3 protein-coding genes are annotated in these 4,820 nt (G+C 44.9%); 2 read left to right on the forward strand and 1 reads right to left on the reverse strand.

Annotated features, from left to right (window positions below):
- Positions 1-1,845 (forward strand): hypothetical protein (locus Q0668_RS14975; RefSeq protein WP_298866085.1); only part of this gene is annotated, 1,845 nt, incomplete at its 5' end.
- 397 nt (positions 1,846-2,242) lie between these two features.
- Positions 2,243-4,069, forward strand: coding sequence for a hypothetical protein (locus Q0668_RS14980; protein WP_298866086.1), 1,827 nt, complete (start codon positions 2,243-2,245; stop codon positions 4,067-4,069).
- A 40-nt stretch (positions 4,070-4,109) separates the two neighbouring features.
- Here the strand turns inward: Q0668_RS14980 and Q0668_RS14985 are convergent.
- The coding region (locus Q0668_RS14985) for a hypothetical protein (protein WP_298866089.1) at positions 4,110-4,820 on the reverse strand (711 nt) is incomplete at its 5' end.

Genomic DNA, 4,820 nt, shown 5'->3' on the forward strand with positions numbered 1-4,820 from the left:
GGCTTGCGTTATGGATTGAAATCAGAACTGTTGCCACATTTGGATGAAGGACGTTGCCTTTCGGAAATCGATGGTAAATACGGCACGTTTACACTCTGGTCGTATCGCGAGAATCAAATTCAAATCCGTAGAAGCGGGCTGCCTTTGGGAGTGACGAGTATCGACCCTGGTTTGTGCCCGCATACTACAGGCGAACTGATGCCGTTTTTGATTCCCGTGATTCTCCATCAACGTCCGTCGGATGTATTATTTCTTGGTTTAGGATCCGGCGTGGGTGTTAATTCCAGTCTGGATTTTCCCGTTCAACATGTGACTTGCATGGAATCAGATTATGGTCTTGTGAAGTTGTATCAAGAAGAGATATCGCCTCGAAATTCGATTTCCGCTTTTGAATCGGATCGTGTGCAATTGATTCAACTTCCGATTTCGCTGGCGATGGCTGCCCGGTCTGAACCAGAAAAGCAGTATGACTTGATTATCAGTAATCCAGTTCAGTCTGTGGTGTCCCAGTCTCAGTCTGAATATACAGCGGAGTTTTACCAGAACGTCTCCCGGCATTTGAACGCGGGAGGAATCTTTTGCCAGAGATTTCAACACATTGATTTTGGTGCACAACCACTGCGTGTGATTGCACAAACCTTTATCTCTCAGTTTAAACAAGTCATCGCCATTGAAATTGCCAATGGAGAAACGTTGTTCCTGGCAACGAATTCAGATCAGGGGTTTATTCGAGAAAACCTTCTGAAACGAATACAGGCTCCGCAAGTACGAACTACTTTAGCTCAAGTAGGCTGGGACTGGTCGGTATTATTAAATCTAGCCGCTTATTCCGGTAATTCTTTACAGAACATGACGACAGATGTAAAAACCAGCGTCAACAGCACGGTCAATGGCAACTTTGCTTTTACGCTGCCATATGAAATGATGCGTTGGGGATTGAAACGTGAAGAAATCCAAAAAATGATTTCGCAGAAGAAGCGCACTGGTCGACTGATCGACTGGATGTATTTTGAAAAAGATGACCCCATCATACTCAGAAGACTATCTGAAATCACCGCGCAAAATAAATTGATGGCGCAATATCCCGATCAATACTGGAAATACAGAAAGCCTGCCAAAGATCAGATTACGGAAAATCCTCGCTCATTAATCAAGCAGGTCGCTGCAGAGAATTTGGCTAAAGACAGTTACATTCATGATGAAGACAAACGACGGATGTACTATTTCAAGGCGCTTTCGGATGCGATGGCAAAGTCGGAGCCACCCGTCGAATTGATCAGTCGAGTCATCCAGTTCGCAACGACTTATGATCCGATGATCAGCTATTTCATGCACGATGAAGTCGCCGAGCTGTATAAAAAATCAAAAAGTGCACCACCTCAACTGGAATTTGCGCATCGCCTGCATGCTATCAATTACGGCTCGTCTTTAGATCGTTCTATCAATTCGGTTGTACGCGCGATGGAACTCGCAACTGCGAATCCAGAAATGTTTCAGACATCTGCTCAACAATGGGACCATCTGAATGGACTGTTACAGGAATTAAAACGACGTTGGGATAACCGTTCGCAAGCACGTCCTGTCACTTCCAAACAGGCATTGCATGATATTGAACTCAGTCTTTCTGCCATCGATGGCGCGTTTGTAAAGATGAAAGAAATCCATACCAAGGTCGGGATTTCAGAGGAACACTGGCGTTTGCGAAAACTGGTTTTGCAACGAACCTTAGTGCGACCTTTGCAAACGTATCACAGTCGTGTCTTGCCTCACCATTATAAAAAGACCCGCGAAGAGGCCAAAGAGCTACTTGATAAACTTAATCTGCCTGAAACACCATCACTTTAAGACGGCCCGTGAAAAGTGGTGTTTTTCTGTATTGCGGTTATCAGATCCCGGTCGATTCTCCTGCTCCCCATTTGAATCTCCCCATCAAAAATTTCAGATTCTCTGAATCTTTTTGAATTCTGAATGAGTATACTGGGAGTGGTACGGGTGCTATCCTCTGCTTAGAACGGGTACGTGAAAACGGGTTGTAGAAAACAGCAATTCTGGTTTCAGAATCTGGTTGTTCAGTCAGCAGAGAACTAGTTCTTTCAAATGCGTGAGAAAGAACTTCCCATTCAAGATCAATTCGATTGCTCGGAAAAGGCAAACCATGTTCAATCTATTCATTTCTGGAACTGGCTCTCAACGGAATTCATTATGGACATTATCCGGGTCTCTTACACGCTTTTGGCGTTTGATGAGTCTACTGCTGGTGATCGGGGTGCTGTTCAGTGGCACGATGCAGGCTCAGGAACCATCTGATAAAAAAGACACCAAAAAGAAAGAAGCCAAAAACGACGAATCTAAAAAACCGGTGGTAGCATTATTGCCTAAGCCAATCATTATCGTGAATATTGCGAGTATCGAACGCATTTTGCAGGATATAGATCTCATTTTTGAATTGGCAGAACGACCGGAAATCGCCGAGATTGCGTCGGCCTCATTGGCAAATGTAAATGACCTGGAAGGACTGGACCAGGACAAGAATCTGGGCGTCGAACTATTTCTCAAAACCGGTTTAATTCCCCAACCAGTTTTTGTAGCTTTTTTACCAATTACCAAGATGCGTACTTTTATCGACACGTTAGAAGCAATGATTCCGGGAGATGAAGAGAGCATCAAAAAAAATCCGGATCGCGATGATGTTTACACCGTCCAGGGAAGACGTGGCGAGTCGACTATTCGCTTACAGAATGAGTACGCACATATGTTGTTTCGTGGTGGTGAAGCGGAAGAATCTCTGGAGATGATTACCTCTAGAGATTTTGGTGACCCCTCACAGCAGTTTCAGAATTTAACCAGTGAATATGATCTCGCGGTCAAACTGGATCTAAGCGGTGTTCCCGAATTAATGCGGACCACTTTTCTCGGATTCTTTCGCACCGCCATTGAAACCCAGTTACAGCAAAGAGACGGTGAAACGAACTCTGCCTACGAGCTCCGACGTTTGTCCGGTAAACAGAATCTCGACGGCCTCGAATATTTTTTAAATGAGGGGCAAGAACTGATTCTGGGAGCCCATATTGACAAAGAACAAAAACTGGGATTCATCGATTTTCAGATCAAAGCCCGACCCAATAGCGATCTGGCCCGCGAGATTAAAAACTTGCCCGGTAAGGCCAGCTATTTCAGCGTGATTACTTCCCGTGAAAACCTGCCCATTGCCGCCTCGGCGTCAATGAATATAGCGAAACGAGAGCGGAAATCTTATCATGCTTTTTTATCATTATTCGAAAAACAACTTTCTGAGAAATTATTAAGCGAAGAGGAACGGCTGCAAAATACGAATTCGGTCCAGCAGTTTTTCGGTCCCCTTAAGTCGATGGTAGAGAAAGGGCATATCGATCTATTTGCCCAACTGGTGGCAACCCCCTCGCGAAAATTTGCTTTGATTGGCGGGATTAAAGTCGCTCCTTCTCCCAATTTGCCGACTGCAATTCTGGACCTGGTGAATCGTGTGGACAAAATTTCGGAGAACAAAGCAAACATTTATACTAACGCTGGAACGGTCCAGGGAATCGCCTTACACCAGTTACAACCTGATATAAAATCACCCGATGATCAGCAAAAGCGTTTTCTAGGTGGCGTCCCTTCTCTCTATGTAGGAGCAGATTCGCAAGTCATCTGGTTTGCAATGGGAACGGATATCGCAGTGAGTGCGTTGAGTGAAGCCATTGAAAAAATCAATACCGCGACTCCGGAAGAACGGAAAGAACAACGTACCGCTCCGTTTCAAGTTGAATTTCATCTCAAACCCTGGTTAAGCCTGTTTTCTGAAGAAGAAGTCGAACAAGGCGGTGATTTCATGAAGACTGTCAACGCTGCCTTTCAAAAAGGCAACGATCAAATTCGGCTCACAACACAACTGACGGAGACGGGAGTTCGAACTCGGTTTCAATTCGATTCCGGTTATTTACAACTTTTGGGATATGGAATCGCCCGGCGATTTGATGATGGTCAGAAACGTCGTGCGCGTAGAGAACAGAATCGCGCAAAAAAGAAGCTGCCACAACCTGACAAATAATAACATCGAGTAAATAAATTCCGAACGTGTAGAGTCCGGATCAATTCTTTTTAATCGACATATAATGCTTGACGAATTGTTCCTGTGACATCGTCTTTGTCAGATCAATATTGGCATCTTCAAACATGCGACGCATGGAGCGGCTCTTCTTCCACTCTTTAGATGAGACCGTCTGATCTTTATTGCGGTCGAGTAGTTTGAAAAAGTAGTTAGCTTGATTGACAAGCGGATCAGCGCTGGCAGTGACTGTCTTTTGGTCTGAAGAAGGCGCGGGCGATTTCTTACTGGTGGTTTGAGTTTTCTCTGTTTCCGACTTCGGTTCTGTTGGCTCATCTCCGGTAAGGGCAAACATAAACGAAGCCGCGCTCCGTTGTGGCTTGCCTGCTTTAGAAAGTTGGATCTCGCGTGGTGTTAAAAATCCATCCCCGTTTAAATCCATTACAAAAAAGGCACTCAGTTTCGTCGGATTAATTTTTCTCCATTCATAAAGTCCAATCTGGCCATCTTTGTCAGTATCGTGGGGAATAAATTCTTGAATTAAGTCCACCGTCGTCCGCTGCGGTTTACCAGGAGTACTTTTGGAAGGACTCGTTGACTTACTTTTGGTAGAAGCTTGTGGTGCAGCGCCTTGTGTGGTTTGAAAAGAACCATAGCGCCCCCTCATCGAATTCGAACCAGATCCATCAATACGTTTTACGTATGATTGAGAAGTGCTGCCGGGCGATCCACCGGAACTTCGAAATACAGTGAC

The organism is uncultured Gimesia sp., assembly GCF_937910335.1.
Lineage (GTDB): Bacteria > Planctomycetota > Planctomycetia > Planctomycetales > Planctomycetaceae > Gimesia.

Bases quoted from the DNA above. Each gene is read 5' to 3' on its own strand.
- Q0668_RS14980 (WP_298866086.1), top strand. From the start codon at position 2,243: ATGAGTCTACTGCTGGTGATCGGGGTGCTGTTCAGTGGCACGATGCAG.